Annotated in this window: 17 protein-coding genes; 10 read left to right on the plus strand and 7 right to left on the minus strand. The window is 36.3% G+C overall.

All coding sequences use genetic code 11. The features are described from left to right. Positions 1-54 precede the first annotated feature (54 nt). From V6E76_RS00685 to V6E76_RS00700, 4 genes are all read left to right on the plus strand, one after another. Positions 55-1,830: an ABC transporter transmembrane domain-containing protein gene (locus V6E76_RS00685; RefSeq protein ID WP_247348074.1), complete on the plus strand. Its 1,776-nt coding sequence runs from the start codon at positions 55-57 to the stop codon at positions 1,828-1,830. Beyond that, a complete protein-coding gene (locus tag V6E76_RS00690; RefSeq protein WP_026866523.1) occupies positions 1,830-3,608 on the plus strand; it encodes an ABC transporter ATP-binding protein in 1,779 nt (592 codons plus the stop codon). The genes V6E76_RS00685 and V6E76_RS00690 overlap by 1 nt, the downstream gene beginning before the upstream one ends. Positions 3,609-3,687: 79 nt before the next feature. Then, positions 3,688-4,392 carry a cytochrome c biogenesis CcdA family protein gene (locus V6E76_RS00695; protein WP_026866522.1) on the plus strand — a complete coding sequence of 235 codons (705 nt, stop codon included), beginning with the start codon at positions 3,688-3,690 and terminating at the stop codon, positions 4,390-4,392. Between the two features lies 1 nt (position 4,393). Then, positions 4,394-4,888: a CcdC family protein gene (locus V6E76_RS00700; RefSeq protein WP_166626589.1), complete on the plus strand. Its 495-nt coding sequence runs from the start codon at positions 4,394-4,396 to the stop codon at positions 4,886-4,888. A gap of 32 nt (positions 4,889-4,920) precedes the next feature. Here the strand turns inward: V6E76_RS00700 and V6E76_RS00705 are convergent, their stop codons facing one another. The 3 genes from V6E76_RS00705 to V6E76_RS00715 are packed head-to-tail and all read right to left on the minus strand — an operon-like array spanning position 4,921 to position 6,886. Continuing rightward, positions 4,921-5,862: an IS3 family transposase gene (locus tag V6E76_RS00705; protein WP_499797686.1), complete on the minus strand. Its 942-nt coding sequence runs from the start codon at positions 5,860-5,862 to the stop codon at positions 4,921-4,923. Beyond that, positions 5,799-6,338 carry a helix-turn-helix domain-containing protein gene (locus V6E76_RS00710; protein WP_247348076.1) on the minus strand — a complete coding sequence of 180 codons (540 nt, stop codon included), beginning with the start codon at positions 6,336-6,338 and terminating at the stop codon, positions 5,799-5,801. The genes V6E76_RS00705 and V6E76_RS00710 overlap by 64 nt, the downstream gene beginning before the upstream one ends. A 50-nt stretch (positions 6,339-6,388) precedes the next feature. After that, a complete protein-coding gene (locus V6E76_RS00715; RefSeq protein WP_026866520.1) occupies positions 6,389-6,886 on the minus strand; it encodes a DUF2621 family protein in 498 nt (165 codons plus the stop codon). 99 nt (positions 6,887-6,985) lie between these two features. On the opposite strand from V6E76_RS00715, the gene V6E76_RS00720 reads away from it, so the two are divergent. From V6E76_RS00720 to V6E76_RS00745, 6 genes are all read left to right on the plus strand, one after another. Continuing rightward, positions 6,986-7,183, plus strand: coding sequence for a DUF1659 domain-containing protein (locus V6E76_RS00720; RefSeq protein WP_035856043.1), 198 nt, complete (start codon positions 6,986-6,988; stop codon positions 7,181-7,183). A 22-nt stretch (positions 7,184-7,205) separates the two neighbouring features. Next, positions 7,206-7,418 (plus strand): DUF2922 domain-containing protein, encoded by a 213-nt coding sequence (locus tag V6E76_RS00725; protein WP_026866519.1) that lies wholly within the window; start codon positions 7,206-7,208, stop codon positions 7,416-7,418. After that, entirely contained in the window at positions 7,418-7,537 is a 120-nt protein-coding gene (locus V6E76_RS00730; RefSeq protein WP_084145719.1) for a YvrJ family protein, read from the plus strand. The genes V6E76_RS00725 and V6E76_RS00730 overlap by 1 nt, the downstream gene beginning before the upstream one ends. A 99-nt stretch (positions 7,538-7,636) precedes the next feature. Next, positions 7,637-8,752 (plus strand): metallophosphoesterase family protein, encoded by a 1,116-nt coding sequence (locus tag V6E76_RS00735; RefSeq protein WP_247348078.1) that lies wholly within the window; start codon positions 7,637-7,639, stop codon positions 8,750-8,752. Further along, complete coding sequence (locus V6E76_RS00740; RefSeq protein WP_499797678.1) at positions 8,739-11,741, plus strand: AAA family ATPase; 3,003 nt, start codon at positions 8,739-8,741, stop codon at positions 11,739-11,741. Before V6E76_RS00735 ends, V6E76_RS00740 begins: the two co-directional genes overlap by 14 nt. 94 nt (positions 11,742-11,835) lie before the next feature. Then, positions 11,836-12,450 (plus strand): SCO family protein, encoded by a 615-nt coding sequence (locus V6E76_RS00745; protein ID WP_247348082.1) that lies wholly within the window; start codon positions 11,836-11,838, stop codon positions 12,448-12,450. 61 nt (positions 12,451-12,511) lie between these two features. On the opposite strand, the gene V6E76_RS00750 is transcribed toward V6E76_RS00745, so the two are convergent. The 4 genes from V6E76_RS00750 to V6E76_RS00765 all read right to left on the minus strand — a co-directional run bounded on the left by V6E76_RS00750 (position 12,512) and on the right by V6E76_RS00765 (position 16,260). Next, entirely contained in the window at positions 12,512-13,507 is a 996-nt protein-coding gene (locus tag V6E76_RS00750; RefSeq protein ID WP_247348084.1) for a 2-hydroxyacid dehydrogenase, read from the minus strand. A gap of 28 nt (positions 13,508-13,535) precedes the next feature. Beyond that, complete coding sequence (locus V6E76_RS00755) at positions 13,536-14,594, minus strand: AEC family transporter (RefSeq protein WP_198687726.1); 1,059 nt, start codon at positions 14,592-14,594, stop codon at positions 13,536-13,538. Between the two features lie 291 nt (positions 14,595-14,885). Beyond that, a complete protein-coding gene (locus V6E76_RS00760) occupies positions 14,886-15,542 on the minus strand; it encodes a hypothetical protein (protein ID WP_051220473.1) in 657 nt (218 codons plus the stop codon). 13 nt (positions 15,543-15,555) lie between these two features. Next, positions 15,556-16,260 (minus strand): DUF5058 family protein, encoded by a 705-nt coding sequence (locus V6E76_RS00765; RefSeq protein ID WP_026866512.1) that lies wholly within the window; start codon positions 16,258-16,260, stop codon positions 15,556-15,558. Positions 16,261-16,283 lie beyond the last annotated feature (23 nt).

Genomic DNA, 16,283 nt, shown 5'->3' on the forward strand with positions numbered 1-16,283 from the left:
GAAATATATGGTAAAATTTGAAGTGATATTAGGGTTAAAAGGGGGATGGTTTTCATGAGAGTGTTCAAGGATTTATGGTGGTTTTTTTCTAGTGAGAAAAAAAGTTATTTGATTGGCTTATTAATGCTGATTTTAGTCGCTTTATTAGAACTGGTACCACCTCAGATTATCGGTCGCTTTATAGATGAGATCACGATGGAGACGCTCACAGTAAATACATTGATCATGTTCGCCGGTATATTGCTGTTAGTTGCAATACTCGCATACATATTTAGATTTTTCTGGCGGGTCATGATTTTTGGTGCGGCAAATAGACTGGGCAAATTGTTAAGAAAGACCTTATTCAAAAAGTATTCTGATATGTCTCCAACATTTTTTGGTAAAAGACGTACGGGTGACCTAATGGCCCATGCAACAAATGATATTAATGCTGTTCAAATGACAGCAGGTCAAGGCATATTAACCATAGCGGACTCAATTATTATGGGCTCTGCAGTCTTAGTCACAATGGCAGTGACAGTGAGTCCTAAATTGACTTTAATTGCTATGATTCCTCTTCCTTTTATGGTCATACTAACGAGTTACTATGGTTCAGTATTAAGCCGTTTATTCAGAGTAGCTCAAGCTGCTTTTTCTTCACTGAACGATAAAAGTCAGGAATCCGTCGCGGGTGTTAAAGTGATTAAAACATTCGGATATGAAAAAGATGACTTAAAAGACTTTGAAGACTTATCTGAAGATGTGGTAAATAAAAACTTAAAAGTTGCAAAAGTAGATGCATTATTTGATCCAACGATTACTTTAATTATTGCAATTTCTTATTTTCTATCCATATTTTTCGGGGCGAGGATGGTAATCAATGAAGAAATTAGCCTCGGACAATTGGTCACTTTTACAACTTACTTAGGTATGATGATTTGGCCGCTATTGGCACTAGGTTGGTTCTTTAATCTAATGGAACGTGGAAAAGCTTCTTACGACAGAATCGAAGAGGTACTTCAAACAAAAAGTGGTATTGGTACGAATTTTACTACGCGTCAGCTGCCTAAGGGCGACATCGTTTTTGATATTGATCAATTTAAGTTCGATGGGTCTGATGACAGTGCTTTAACGGATATATCCTTCACATTAAAGCCGGGTCAAACTTTAGGGATAGTCGGTAGAACGGGGTCTGGTAAGAGTGCGATTATCAGACTTTTACTGAGAGAATATGATACCGAGGCAGATAGTGATATTTCTATTGGTGGCGTCAATATTAAAGACATTGAGATTTCTAGCTTAAGAGAGAAGTTTGGTTATGTGCCACAAGATAATTTCTTATTCTCAACAACCATAAGAAATAATATTGCCTTTACTGATCCAACATTAAGCGATAAGAAGATCCATGAGGCAGCAGATTTAGCGTATATTCACAATGATATTATGGATTTTCACGACGGTTACGCAACCATCGTTGGTGAACGTGGAGTGTCATTGTCGGGAGGTCAGAAACAAAGAATTTCAATTGCGAGAGCACTGATTCAATCACCTGATATTTTAATCCTTGATGATTCCTTATCTGCAGTCGATGCGGAAACTGAAAAGGCGATTTTAGCTAATATTAAGAAGGTAAGAAGTGATAAGACAAATATTATTACTGCCCACCGGATGAGCGCAGTCAGAGATGCAGACTTAATACTTGTCATGGAGGATGGGCACATTGCTGAACGCGGCAATCATGAAACTTTGATGCAGAATAATGGTTGGTATCAAGAAACCTTCCGTGCCCAGTCATTAAAAGAAAGCTTAAATGATGCGCTAAATGACTCTCTAGAAGGGGGCAGAAATTAATGGAAGCACAAACTGAAATCCTCACATTAACACTGAAAGATCAGCTGAGAGTCTTGTTAAGACTACTAAAGTATACACTTCCATTTAAAGGATTAATTGCACTTTGTGTATTAATGCTAGTGACTTCGACAGTCATGGGTGTAATGACACCTTATTTGGTCATGATTTTTATTGATAATTATTTAACATTATCATATTTTCCTGAAGCGGATATAATGTGGCTGATTATTGCCTTTATTATGGTAAACCTCATTGCAATCGTCACAACCTACGCTCAAATCTACTATTTGCAAAAACTGGCCTTAAAAGTTATACAACAACTGAGAATTGATACGTTTGAAAAGGTCGGTAACCTTGGTATGAAGTATTTCGATAAAGTGCCGTCAGGTAGTGTGGTTTCTAGATTAACCAACGATACCCAGGCCATCGTTGATATGTTTACCAATGTACTTGGAACATTCCTAATGGCATTGTTTATGGTCGTTTCATCTTTTGTGATGATGTTTATATTAGATGTAAAGCTCGCATTTATTGCACTAATTTTTATGCCATTAATCATCTTGATTTTACTCGTCTATAGAAAATATTCTGCTAAATATTTCTCGCATGCTAGAGCACTTTTAAGTGATATGAATGCGAAGATTGCAGAATCAATAGAAGGTATGAAGATCATTCAAGTATTTAATCAGGAAGCACGTTTACAACAGGAGTTTGAAGCAATCAATGAATCTCACTATAAATATAATATGCAAAACATAAAGCTCGATGGGCTTCTATTAAGACCAGCCATCGATATGATTTATATTCTATCAATCATTGTCATTTTGACTTATTTTGGTTTTCTAAGTTTTGAAACATCTGTTACAGCTGGTGTAATATTTGCCTTTATTCAGTATATGGAACGCTTTTTTGAACCGATTAATCAGGTGAGTATGAGTTTAAATATTTTCCAGCAGGCACTTGTTGCAGCGAGTAGGGTATTTACCTTAATGGATGATGACAGACTAGAACCCGCTCAAAATAATGAGGGAACAGGACAAATTACTGATGGAGTGGTCGAGTTTAAAAATGTGACATTCTCTTATGATGGTAAGAATGATGTGTTAAAAGATATAACTTTCACCGTTCCAAAAGGGACGACAACTGCACTCGTCGGTCATACGGGCTCTGGTAAAAGTTCGATTATTAATTTAATCATGCGTTTTTATGAATTTAATCAAGGTGAAATTTCAATTGATGGCACATCGATTAAATCATTCGACAAACAAGACATGAAGAATAACATCGGTCTCGTCTTACAAGATCCCTTTATCTTTTACGGGACAGTACGTTCAAATATAGAATTGTATGATAGTCAAATGACTATAGATAAAGTGCAATGGGCAGCAGATTTTGTTAATGCTGATAGTTTCATTAATAAGCTACCGAACCGCTATGATGAAAAGGTCACGGAGAAAGGTACTGACTTTTCTAGTGGGGAACGTCAATTACTGGCCTTTGCACGTACCATGGCTAAGGAACCAAAAATATTAATATTGGATGAAGCAACAGCGAACATTGACTCAACGACAGAAACCGTCATACAAACATCTCTTCAAAAGATGCGCACGGGACGAACGACCTTGGCGATTGCCCACCGACTTTCTACAATTCAAGATGCTGATGAGATACTTGTTTTAAACAAGGGGGAAATAGTTGAAAGAGGCAACCATGATGAACTGGTGAAATTAAATGGTATTTACTTTAAAATGTATCAATTACAAAACAGTCAACAATAATTTGTCATAAATAAGCTCGAATAAGCATTCATCACCCCCTTTAGATTTGATATACTATTTCTGAATGGGGGTATTTTTAATGGGTTCAGAAGTAACATTCTTCCTCGCCTTTGGTGCTGGTGTGCTAAGCTTTGTGTCCCCTTGTGTACTGCCGGTATTTCCTGCATTTGTGTCGTATATTACCGGAATGAGCTATAACGAGGTTGAGAAACAGCAATTCAATGGAAGAGCCATTTTACATACATTGTTTTTCTTAATAGGATTTAGCTTAATCTATATTGCCTTAGGATTTGGAACATCATTTTTAGGTGGATACTTAGTTGAGTACGGAAATCTCATTAGACAAATTGGCGCAATACTTATCGTCGTTTTCGGTCTAGTGATTACCGGCGTCTTAAAGTTTGATTTCCTAATGAAAAACCACAAGGTGGAATTTAAAAATAGACCGTCAGGATTTATCGGGTCTATATTAATTGGTATGGCTTTTGGTGCAGGTTGGACACCATGTAATGGTCCAATTATTGGTGCAATATTCGCCATGAGTGCAACTGAGCCTAACAATGCTTTGATGTTAATGCTCGTTTATTGTGTTGGTTTTGGTATTCCATTCTTTGTCTTAAGTTTCTTTGTATCTAAGACGAGATGGATGCTCAAGTATTCTGGTAAGATTATGAAAATTGGTGGCGTCATCATGATCTTAATGGGAATCTTGTTATATTTTGATGGTCTAACTCAAATTATCATTTGGTTACAGCCATTCTTTGGAGAATTCCAAGGATTCTAAGATGCTAGAATTTTTAAAATCAATTGAAGATACATTGTTCATGATTGCATCGTTAGGTGCAGTCGTGATGGGTATCCTAGTCATTGTCATTCGCCAAAAGGCAAGTAAGACGCCATTGACAATGAAGAAGATACTGATTCCACCTGTTGCAATGTCAACTGGTGCATTAATGTTTGTCTTCCCATACTTTAGATTATCACCACTTCATATCTTTGAGTCAGTTTTAATCGGTCTCTTATTTTCTATTGTTATTATATGGACGACGAAGTATGAAGTTAAGGCTGATGATTTATATGTGAGAACGACAAAAGCTTTTCCAATTATTTTAATGTCATTATTAATTCTAAGAATTGCTTTAAAATATATATTTTCACTGTCCACGACACCAGGAGAAATGGGCGGCATGTTTTTCTTACTTGCCTTTGTAATGATTCTATTGTGGCGGTTATCCATGTTAATGAAATTAATGAAATTCAAAAAACAGCAGTCCCTATGATGAAGTGCTACCCAAAAGTTGAACTTTTAGATTTAGGCTGATTTTAAGGTATGTTTCCTGAATTGCTCAGGCGACATGCCTTTTAATTTTGTCTTGATTCTATACTTATTATAATAGTTAATATACTCATGAATACTTTCTTCCAATGATTTATAAGATTCAAATGATACGCCATAAAACATTTCTTGCTTCAAGATTCCAAAGAAATTTTCCATAGCTGCATTGTCTAAACAGTTTCCTTTTCTAGACATACTCATAGTGGCACCAAAGGTTTCCAGAAGATGTCTCCAACTTCTATGTTGATATTGATAGCCTTGATCAGAGTGAACGACCAATTGATTCAATTGAGATTGATGTGTATTTAAAGCCTTATGCAGCGGGGCTGTCGCGATGTCTAATGTGGGTGAGTGACTCATTTTATAAGCAATAATTTCAGAGTTGTAACAGTCCATGATTGTAGAAAGGTAGAGTTTTCGTCCTTCGATGGGTAGTGCAAACTCTGTGACATCTGTTACCCATAGTTGATTTAACTGATTAGATTGAAAGTGACGGTTTACATGATTCGGTGCGACTTTTCCAATATTGCCTTTGTATGAGCTATATTTCTGTCTAGATTTATTTCTGAACTTCTGACATAAAAGATTGTGTAATCTCATAATGCGCAGTAAACGTTTATGATTCACGCGTATCCCTTCCGACTGCTCTAACTCTATTTGAATTCTTCTATAGCCATATCGCCCTTTATGCTTGAATACAATTGACTTCACCTTGTCTACCAGCCATTGATCTTGACGTGCCTTATCATCCATATGCTTAATCCAGTAGTAATACACAGACTTCGGGAGCTGCATTACTGCCAAAATTTCTTTCAGGGCATAATCGGTTTCTTGCCTTACTTCGATCGCTATCTTTACTTGTTGTCTGTTGGATCTTTCGGTAAGGCGTTTAGCTTTTTTAAAATAATATTCTCCAATTCTGCCCTTCTAAGCTGTGCTCTGAGACGTTCAAGCTCTTCTCGCTCTGTTTCATTCAGTGGTTGATTCCGATTGACATGCGTATCATTGTTCTTATCATCTTTCACCATATATTTTCTCGGTCTCCCTAAGTTACTGTCTAAAGCCGTTGGCCCGCCTTCAAGTAGTTTTCTCTGCCAATTGGCGATTATTGAGTTAGACTTGATTCCAAAATGGATCGCTGTTTCTCTATAAGACAGTTGATTTTCTTGTCTATATTGTAAAACAGTACGCTTAAATTCACCAGAGTAGTGTGTATGTGTCATGGATTTAGCTAAGCCCTCGTCACCTAATTGATTATATTGAGTGACCCATTCTTTAACTAATGAATGATGAATACTATGTTTTTTACCCAAATATTTATATCCACCTTCACCATCTAAATAATCTCTAACGACTTTCATTTTAAAATCAAAATTATGTTTATTATTTTTCATACAAAAACTCCCCTTAAGTTGGATATTAAGTACAACTTAAGGGGAGCATGTCATGAGGGTCTGCTGTTAATTTTTTCTGTCTGTTCGAATATAGAGAACTTCTGTTTCTCATCATCTGCATATTCAAAGAGATCTAAGTACGGTGTGTAATCTATATCAAGTTGCTTTAATTTTTTCTTCATGAACTTATGGTCTTTTTTAGGTGTTGCAATAATATAACCCTTCATGATCTGATCGAGTTCTATTGTTTTAACTTTCTCATCTAGTGCAATCTTAGAAATCCTACCGGCAATTCTTTCTTTAGCGACATCTCTAAAGAGCTCTGGAACTGGACTGACTAATTCATTCAACAAGGCTTTAGCATCTTCATTCCATAAGGGAAGCGCCTGTTCAATATAATAGTCTTGCCAGTCTAATTCTGAGTAGCCGTCACCTTTTGGCATTCTGCGAAGAAACTTTCGGAACATGAAAAATCCACCAATGGTCATTAAGCCCAACATGATAAAGGTCCAGATTGCGATTAGAATCATAAAAACATCAAATGACATCTTCTTCACCTCTCACTTATCTCACATTATACCGTCTTTAAAATCTTTTTGTCCATTTAATAATTTGTGACGATATATAGAGTGAAGGGAGGTGAAGACATGATAAAGAACATGAGCCTTAAAATGTTTCATTTTGTCACAGATGAGTCGGGTAAAGATGTGACAAAATCAAGAAGTTTGAACAACCTGAACACTGATGGTACAGATGCGAATTTGAATGCCTTAGCTGCAGTCTATGAAAGTTTAACAGGAGAATCTTATTACAACATTGAAAAAGTTATCACACATGTAGTCTAAAAAATAAAAAGGAGAAATTAAAATGACTGAAAAATTAGTATTAGTATTTACCACTAACGAAGACAAACGTTTTACATTAACGATTAATAACCCTAAAGAAGGTATTACGGCTGCAGAGGTTGAAGCTGAGGCACAAAAGATTATTGATGAAGATATCCTACGTCCAAATCAAGGCATTCCAGTTTCTCTATATTCAGCTAAAATTGTAAACACTGCAACAACAGTCCTTAAATAATGGATTGGTTACCATTCGTCAGTGATTTGGGCTTCCCTGCGGTCATTACATTCTTTTTACTCCACAGAGTGGAAAACAAATTGGATGATTTAATTATTACGATTCAAAGTCTCAAATAAACGACGCCACATTCAATAATATATTGAGTGTGGTTTTTTATATATCTTCATATCGTTTAAACATATAAATATGTATAATGACTGTAAGAGGTGACCATCATGCGAATATTACATACTGGGGACTGGCATATCGGTAGAAAAATGAATGGTTTAGATTTAATAGATGACCAGCGTTATATATTAGACCAACTACAAGAAGCGATCGAAGACAATCAAATTGATACTGTTGTCGTTGCTGGTGATATATTTGATCGTGTAAACCCTTCACAAAGCGCTTTAAAGCTAGCTAACGATACGCTATATAAAATAAATATAGAACTCGGCAAAAATCTTATCGTTATATCAGGAAATCATGACAGCCGTGAAAGAATCAATTACGGTAGTGAGTGGTTTAAAGCAACTGATTTTTATATAAATACAGACCTTTCTAAGGTTGCTGAGCCTGTGACAATTGACGATGTTGATTTTTATCTTGTACCGCATGTTGAAGTGCTAGAAGCACGAGTGTATTTTAATGATGATACGATCCAAACTCATCAAGATGCATATGAAAATATCGTAAAAGAAATTAATAAACATATGAATAAAGAACAGACAAATGTTTTAGTTGGCCATTTATATCTAAATGGAAGTATAGAAAGTGACTCTGAGAGACCTTTATCTATGGGGCTGAGTGAGGCAGTGAGTGCGGATGTCTTTAGTGATTTTAACTACACCTTACTCGGTCACTTACACCATCCTTTTGCAGTGGATCATGGGACTGCATTTTATAGTGGGTCTTTACTGAAGTACTCATTTTCTGAAACGAATCAGCCGAAGGGCTATAGAATTATTGACACTAAGAAAAAAGAAGTGACCTTCGCACCCATAAAACCGCTACATGAAGTGAAGGTTTACAGTGGAGATTATGAGGATTTAATCAAGCAAAAAGTGACTTTCGACGATGACCAAGCCTATTTTAAGTTTGAGCTATCCAATATGTCTTATGTCAATGAGCCGATGAGTAAAATTAAGCTACTATATCCGAACACTTTAGAGTTAAAACCATTAATTGAAGACGTGGCAAGTGACCTTGAAGCGGTGGATATTTCTACAACTTCTGATATTGAAATTTATGAATCATTTATAGAACACACATTAGACCGAACAATGACTGACTTTGATAAGGACATGTTCGATCAACACTTTGCAGGTGAAGACAATGAAACTGAGTAAATTATCAATGAAATATTTCGGCCCTTTTGAAAAAGAAGTTGTCGATTTTCATAGTCTAAACGATAGGTTGTTTTTAATCAGCGGACGAACAGGTTCTGGTAAAACGATGATCTTTGATGCGATTGTTACGGCCCTCTATGGTTCAGCATCAACGACAGGTCGGGATGAGGAATCTCTAAGAAGCCAATTCGCACCAGACGATGCGCCGTGTGAAGTAAGTCTGAAATTTGAAGTTAAAGACCGCGCCTATACAGTAGAGCGTGTCCTTAAGTATCAAAAACCAGGTAACAAATCAGCCACACCACCGAAGGCTGTCTTATATGATGACCAAGGGCAAATCATCGCATCATCCTTAACTGATGTGAGGGATGCAATCGAAGATATTGTAAAATTAACAAAAGCTCAGTTTAGAAAAATCTTAATTTTACCTCAAGGTGAATTTAAGGAACTACTGGTCTCAACAAGTCAGGAAAAACAAGACATATTAAGAACACTCTTTCAAACAGAACGCTTCTTAGATTTTGAGAATTATCTTAGAGATGAGTTAAAGGAACGCTCGAGTGCAGCAGCCCACCTTGATACTCGAATTTCTGAGCTGATTAAATATATAAACACTGAAGAAATTGATATTGATGAGGTCACTGAATTTCCGAATTACGATATGGTTGTGGACTATGTCGACGGGGTCATCTATTCATACGATAAAAAACTCGAAGAATTAAGAACACTCGGTACTAAAAGAAAAGAAGAGGCAGATGAGCTATCAAGACGTCTGCAAGAAAAAATTAAACATAATGAACAAATTGACCGTCTAAACAATTATAAAGGACAATTGACTACTTTAGTTGAACAGTCGGACTTTATCGAAAAAAATCGTCAGACAGTTAAACAGTTTGATGAGACGTCTAAAATCAAATATGAACTATTAAGAAAAAAAGAGCTTGAGACAGCGATAAGTGAAAATAAGGAAGCATTGAATGAAGCGGTTAGTGTTCAGGCGAATATTACGGATACATTGAATACTAAGACTGAGGCGCTTGAAAGTATAGAACGAGAAAGACCTGAAATTAATGATAGAGAAAAGGTCTATTATAAGCACGAAAGGTTTTTAACTGATGCCTACCGAAACCTAAACGATGTTATAGAGCGGTTGACTAAAGATGTTCAGGCAAGAAACGAAGAGATTAAAATTCATCAAGAGAAGATTAGTAAGAAAAATGATGTGATAGAACAGATTAGCTATAAAGAAGCTGACTTGTTTGAAGCTAGGAGTTTGTTGACTGACAATGGTCATAAACTTGAAGCTATAGAGAATAAGGTGAGTCAGGCTGAAAAATCTGAAGCCTTGGTTAAAGAGAGGCAAGATATTGAGACTAAACTAAGTGATAATAATAAGGAAATTGAGGAGCGTAAAAATGAGCTCGCAAGTTTTTCAGCTAAGCTTGAAAATTATGATGAAGACACCTTGTCTGTCATCAATCACTTGGTTAGTCACTTAGAAGTTGGATTGACTTGTCCAGTCTGTGAGCAGACAGTCATCGAGTTGCCTGAGCACGGTGAGTTCACTCAGCAGCATAAGGAAGAGTTTAATGCACTCAGCGAACGCTTAAAGGCGATAGAAAAAGAGAATCAGTCTTTCGTTAATCGTCTCGATGTCATTGAAGAATTATTAAATTCAAGTGAATACCATGATTCGAGTGTGTTTAAAGAAGAAAGAGATAAATTAAGTGCTTACAAAGAGAAGTTAGTCAATCAAGTGGAAACGATTGAAGAGAAACTTAAGGAGAAGGAAGCCTTAAGTCAAGAAGTTGCCGGCTTAAAAGAAGAGGAAGATCAATTGACAAAATCTCTTTCTCAAAAAGAAGCTGACTTAAAAAATGAACAAAATAAGAAAGCTGAATTCACTGAAGTCACGGGTTTTGAAGACTATGAATCCTTTAAAAATCATATGGATAGTGAGTATGAAACGCTAAATGCCTATCAGAAAAATTACTCTGAGATGAAGGATGAGGTCAACCAGCTTTCTTCAAGTTTAAAATTAGCTAAGTCTAAGATTGAATCATATGAACAAGAGAAAGTGAAGTACCAAATCGAACAAGATAAACTATCCACCACTATTAATAATTTCCTAACCTCAAGTGATTTTAACGAAGAAGAGGAATTATACGACCTTGTTCATAATCCAAATATTGAAGATAAAAGGCGAGAGGTCAAGCAGTTTGACGATCAGAAAATGACCTTACAAGCCTACATCAAAGAAGTTGAAAGCGTACTGACAAGTAAGGATTCTATCAACATTGAAGGAGATCAGGCTGCCTTAAAAGAAGCGGATGATTCCTTAAGTCGGGCAAGAGAATTTTATGCAGAAGTCAGGACCAAGCGTCAGCAAAACGAAGATATTAAAGTGAAACTGTCTCACTTAATCAATGAACATCGTCAATCTTATGAGTTCTATATGAAATTAGTAGAACTGACAGAAGCAATTCAAGGAAAAAAAGGCCAGAAGGTGTCATTAGAGCGTTATGTCTTAATTTATTACCTAGATCGTATTTTAGATATTGCCAATATTCGTTTACTGAAGATGACCAATCATCGTTATAAATTACAAAGAAGTACGAAGCGGACGAATCGTTATAGTGGCCTAGATATTGAAGTATTCGATTATTACAATAACCAAGAACGTAATATAAACACACTTTCTGGTGGAGAAACCTTCCAAGCCTCTCTTGTTCTTGCACTTGCTCTAAACGAAGCACTCCAACAAGAGTCTGGTGGTATTCAACTGGACACTATGCTCATTGATGAAGGCTTTGGTACTTTAGACCAGGAAACTTTAGAGGTTGCGATAACAACATTAATAGACCTCCAAACGTCAGGCAAAACAATCGGTATTATTTCACATGTTGAAGAACTTAAAGATAGAATGGAGAACATTTTAACGGTCAGTCCGGAAAATGGGAAGAGTACAGTATCTATCACAAGCTTATAGTCAATGAAAAGTCATAAATATAGTAAAATTGACCCTCTTGTATTCTAGAATTCTGATAAAATTAATTTAGATATGAAACTGAGGAGGGAGTCACTTGAAAAAGTGGTTACTAGTCATCTTACCGGTCTTATTAATCTTATCGGCTTGTAGTTCAGGTGCGATTGAACCAATGAGCCGCTATGGCGATGAAATTCAGGATTTTGAAGTGACGAATCAGGACGATGAGACCTTCACACGTGAAGACATGGATGGAAAAGTTTGGCTGATGAATTTTATGTTCACAAACTGTGCTACAGTATGTCCGCCGATGACTCAAAATATGACAGATGTAACAAATGCACTTGAAGAAAAAGGCATTGAAGACTATGGAGTAATGAGCTTTACGGTAGATCCTGAAACCGATCAACCTGATGTATTAACAGAGTATTCGAGCTGGTACGATATACCAGAAAGTACAGAATGGCAATTTTTAACGGATTATGATTACGACTTCATCAGAGGTTTTGCTGAAGATAACTTTAAGACTATCGTTGCACCACCACCAGAAGGTAGTAACCAAGTTACACACGGTACATCATTTTACTTAATCGATGAAGATGGAACGATACTTAAAGACTACGCTGGTGTTGATTCTGGAGATAATCAATTCCCATTAGAAGAAATTGTTTCAGATGTTGAAAAATTAGTTGACTACAACAGTGAAAATTAAAATCTGTAAAGATAAAGAGTGGCTAGGTTCATTAAGAATCTAGCCACTCTTTTCTTAAATATTAAACTAAGTTATCACATTGTCCTGTTTCTATGACTTCATAGAAGTTTTTAAAGCTAGTTTCAATCATATTAGATAGGGCTTCGTCAGTGTTTGAACCGATATGTGGTGTGACGAGTACTCTAGGGAAGAGTGCAAGTAAATCCTCAACGCTTTTATCAGGAAGCGGATTTTCATCAGTGAATTTCTTAAAGAAGACATCTTGTTCATTTGGCATAACATCTGTTCCGAACCCACGAAGTGCACCATTTTTAATTGCTTTTATAATCGCTTCATTATCCTGGAGTTCCCCGCGTGCTGTATTAATTAAGATTGCATCGTCTTTCATCTGACTGATGAAATCTTCATTAATCATACCATCATTTTCATTTGGAATATGTGGAATGTGCATACTGACGATATCGCTATTTTTAAGCAATTCTTCAGCTGAAACAAATTCGACGACTTCTTTTGCTGCTTCACTAGGATATAGATCAAAACCGAAGACTTTAGCCCCTAAGCCCTTGAATAATTTTGCTTCTGTTAGACCTATTTTTCCAGTTCCATATACGCCAACTGTACAGTTTCTAATTTCTCTACTAAACATTTCTGGTGCGACTCTTAAGTCTTTTTCTTTGGTACGATCTAGTGTGAACGGAAGATTTCTAAGTAAATTCATCGCTAACATAACAGCAAGTTCTGCAATAGCATTAGGTGAATATCTCGGTACTCTTGCGACCTTGATATCTAAGTCTCTTGCAGCATCTAAATCTATGTGAGAGTACCCAACGGTTCTTGTAAAAACATAGTTGATGCCTGCTTCTTTCATATATTCTAGGGCTTCACGGTCCCCTTTACAATTCGCTCTTAGGAGTACAGCATCCTGTCCCTTTACTGATTCTAAGTTATCATCCGTTAGTAATCCCTCGACTAAAGTTAAGTCGAAATTATATTTATTTAATTGCTTAAAATATTCAACTTCATTCGGCCTAACACCGTATGCGATTAGTTTTATCATTATATAAATTCCTTTCTAATTTTAGATTTTAAAATATGCCTAAGTTACCAATGATGTTTAATACCACTAACCAAGTTGGTATCATTATAACTGCTGCTAGTGTTGATAAAAGTGAAGCATTAGATGCGAGTATTGCTTCTTTGTCAAAGTTAATTGCATAGGCGACTGCTACTGTAGCAGCAGGAGTTGCCATCATAACAATCATTGTTGTGACTGCATCAATATCGAATACTAAAATGCCAGTTAGTGTTGTTAAAAAGAATACTGCTAAGTTTATGGCAGGCACTGCAATTGTTTTAACACCTGCGTAGTACCAAGAAGCTTTAGATTTTGCAGCTTGTGAAATATTAATTTCAGCTAAAGTTGCCCCGATTGATAACCACGCGAGTGGTGATGCGAGACGTGCTAAGTATTCCATTGGTGCATACAACCAAGGTAGTGTTTGATCAATTCTTAAGAATGCAACTTCCCTTGCAGCCTCAGTTTCAGTTGCTGCAACTGTAACTTGTGGTAAGTAGTCTTGTAAAAGCCAGATTGCAAGACCTAAGAATGTTGCAATAACAATTGGGTTTAAGAACATTGTTTTTAAGTTTCTAAGCTCCATTTTTAAGCCGCTCATACGGATATATGCATAAGAATATAGGAAAATACGGTATCCAATGTTAAAGATATTTGCATAGATTACACCGATAGGACCGAGTATTGCACTGACAATCGGAATCCCGAAGAATGTTGTTGATCCAAAAATAGATAATACTTCTAAAGTCGTTTTACGGTCTCCAGTAAATTTTGCATAGAATGGTTTCATTGCAAACATTAATACGATATACATTAATATTCCCCAGATTAAAACGTTTAAGCCTTGTGCGAGTTGCTCGCCATCAATGTCTGTCATAAATGCCGTAAAGGCTAGGGTAGGTAGACCAACAGTTAAGACAATTTTTGATAACGTCTTACCGACAGTCTCATTGAAAATGCCTCGCTTTCTACAGAAAAATCCAAGTAAAATAATAAGAATAGTTGATGCGATGGCACTTAAGAAGCCCATATCAGTAAATGTTAAGACGATAACTTCCCAAAGGTTCATTGTGTTTCCTCCTCATATTGTTATTTTTTTCACAATGTTTAATTCACTTAGTATTCTATACTGGATTATACTTTTTGGGAAGACTTTATGTGAAAAAAATAACAATATATTTTGTGCAGATGTAACAAAAATTATAGGAGTGAATATAAAGGGGTATTTTCATAGGATTTATCACCTAAAAGAATTAAAGCGGTGATAAGTATGTTTAAATCAGAGTACTTATCACCAAAACAAACAAAAGTGGTGATAAGTGAGCACTAGTCAGATCACTTATCACCATCTATTATTTATTTATTCACTTGCAGTGTTATCTTTGTTCCTAATTTTCCCTATTAAGAGCATGATTCCGACTAAGATAATAATGCAGAGTACATTTTTCGTAAATAGTGGAATGGGGGCCGCATTAATAAGAATTCCAATAACTAATGCGAGTACACCATAGAGTGGAAACTTACCAGCGAATTGAGCAAGTACAGCCCCGAAAATTGCTGGTAGGACAAATGGAAAGACTTCTTGAACACTTTCTGGAATGACAGTTAGTAGCCAAAGTCCACCTAGTATAACTGGAATCAAAATAATCTTATTTACAAGAGAGGCGGCACTTATACCTAGAGTACCAATAATCTCTCCTTCATCTGTACCTGGTTTTACACCGACGGCTTCCTGACATGATGCAACTGCAGGTAAACACATATTTGAAATATTACCTGTAAAGAAAGCAACGTAGGTACCAGAAACCCCGAGAACAGGGAAGTACATAATTGGTTCTAGGAACCATACAATTGCAACGACCGCAGCATAGGCAAGAAAACTATTTAATATTAATGAGAAACCTGGATGATAACCCATCACAAAAGATATATATATAGGCAATGCAAATGATATTAAAATTGCAATGCCTAATGTGATTTTGCCCCATTTATGAGAGGCATTTCTAAATTCCTGCATGATAACCCTCCATTTATATAAAGAAGTAAACTGCGACTAAACTAATAAGGATAGAGAATCCTAATGACCATTCTTTTAGCCAGTTAATTCCTTTTTTATTGGCAATATAGTTAAATGTTAGCGATGAGATAATTGCAACAATTGCCGTGAATATATACGGTGCGCCTTTAATCATTTCAGCTCCTGTAAGAGAACCGAAAACTGCAATCATTGCACCACTTGCCACAATCCCCATCAGATATTCCCCTTTGGGTTTTGAAGTTAACTTAGTCTGAATCCTACTTAAGTATGGTGTCGCAAAGAAAGTAAAGATCATCCAACCGGCGCCACCGATACATAAGGTCCATACTACAAGGTTAAAAATCTCGGGAGAGAAACCATCACCTGCTAAGGTCACACCTGCAGATTGCGCGGATAGCTGCGCACCCATACTTTCGATTGGTGCAGAGCCAATCACACCAATTCTCATCATCGTTAATGGATTACCTATGAGTGATATTAAGGAAACAGCAACAATAATAATACCAATGGAAGGTCCGATTGCTGTTATGCTTCCAGTCTTTACTGCACGTTTAATATCTGTTTCAGAAATACCAACATCTCGAGCTGCTTTTTTCGATAAGGATAAAAATTTGATTGCCTGAAATATTACCAAGACTATGATTGCACCAGCAAAAGTCCATACAACTGGTGAATTAGCAAAATCCATTCCTGTCATTTTAGACGCCCCTTTGTTTATAT

This window comes from Jeotgalicoccus huakuii (assembly GCF_036665975.1).
GTDB classification, from domain to species: domain Bacteria; phylum Bacillota; class Bacilli; order Staphylococcales; family Salinicoccaceae; genus Jeotgalicoccus; species Jeotgalicoccus marinus.